The sequence below is a fragment of the Proteiniclasticum sp. C24MP genome, from assembly GCF_043951855.1.
GTDB lineage: Bacteria > Bacillota > Clostridia > Clostridiales > Clostridiaceae > Proteiniclasticum.
Genome location: NZ_JBINJW010000060.1, coordinates 1 through 1,606, shown reverse-complemented (window position 1 = coordinate 1,606; position 1,606 = coordinate 1). Strand labels below are relative to the sequence as shown.

Annotated in this window: 1 protein-coding gene; it reads left to right on the top strand. The window is 34.9% G+C overall.

Going from position 1 to position 1,606, the window contains the following annotated elements; translation table 11 throughout:
* A partial coding sequence (locus ACHAL6_RS15515) for an IS1182 family transposase (RefSeq protein ID WP_395271557.1) occupies nucleotides 1-1,476 on the top strand: 1,476 nt, incomplete at its 5' end.
* Nucleotides 1,477-1,606: the final 130 nt, after the last annotated feature.

Genomic DNA, 1,606 nt, shown 5'->3' with positions numbered 1-1,606 from the left:
TCAGACTGTCCAACAAAAACAAAAAATGATATAATAATACTAATAATTATTGGTGAGGTGAGATTTATGTCATATATTGAAGGTGTGGATAGAATGCAAGTAAATATCATCACAACATCTCTTGATGAAATCATTGATCCTGAAAATCCTGTTAGAGTTATTGATACTTTTGTGGATTCTCTGGATCTCGCAAAATTAGGTTTTAAAGAATACTCTGAATGTCAACGTGGACAATCACCTTATCGAAGATCTGATCTACTTAAACTGCATGTCTACGGTTATCTAAATAAGATCCGTTCTTCCAGAGGTCTCGAAACTGAAGCAAGAAGAAATATTGAACTTATGTGGTTGATAAATTCGATACACCCAGATCATCGAACAATCGCAGGATTTGTGTCAGATAATAAAAAAGCATTTCGAAATATCCTTCGAGAATTAACACTTGTCATTAAAGGCTGGGGTCTCATCGATGGGAAGATTGTTGTAATTGATGGTACTAAAATCCGCGCTCAAAACAGTAATTCCAATTGTATAACCCAAAGTAAACTTAACAAGAAAATTGAATACGCTGAAGTACAGATTAATAAGTATCTCACTGAAATGAATAGCGAAGAGATAAATTCTGATTACAGTGAGAAATTAAAAAAATATCAGGAACTAAAAGCTGACTATGAAAAACAAAAGCAAGAATTGAAAGATGAAGGACTTGAGCAGAAAACCCTTATAGATAAAGACAGCAGACGTATGAAAAACAATGGCAGACTAGAAGTCTGTTACAATGTGCAAAGTGTTGTAGATAGTAAGAATCACTTTGTAGTTGATGCTGTAGCGGTAAATGACGTCACAGATCAGAATCAACTGTCTCCAATGGCGCTAAACACCAAAAAGCTGCTGAACAAAAGAAAAATGAAAGTCCTTGTGGATACAGGCTACTATAACGGAATTGAGATAAAAAAGTGTATCGAACAGAATATGCAGGTGCTTATCAAAAAATCCAAGGCTAATAATCAAACACAAGAAGACGGCTTTAGAAAAGATAGATTTGTGTATGACGCAGATAAGGACTGTTATATCTGTCCAGCTGGCAAAGAGTTATTTTTCTTTGAGAATACCTCGAAGAATGGCATTAAATATAAGCGGTATTCAAGTTCAGAATGTCTCAATTGCAGTATGAAGAAAAAATGCACAACATCTAAGACAAAGAGAACAGTTCAACGATGGGAACACGAGCATCTATTGGAACTTGTAGAGAAGTTTACCGTTGAGAACATCGAAACATACAGGTTAAGAAGGTGCATAGTAGAACATCCATTTGGTACGATTAAAAGAACCTTGGGATACTCCTATTTTCTCCGAAAACATCTGGAAAACGTCAACGCCGAATCAGCATCCATGTTTATCGCTTACAATTTGAAGCGATTATTAAGCATGTTCTCTGTAAATGAATTATGTGAGAGATTAAAAGCAACAAGCTGATAACTACTGAAATTCAACAAACTACATATGCTTTTTTTAAGAGGTTGATGGAAGCTTGCGCTTTCAATCAACCTCTTAAATATTAAACATCAATTCCGTAAACTTTTCGAAGTATTTGTTGGACAGTCTG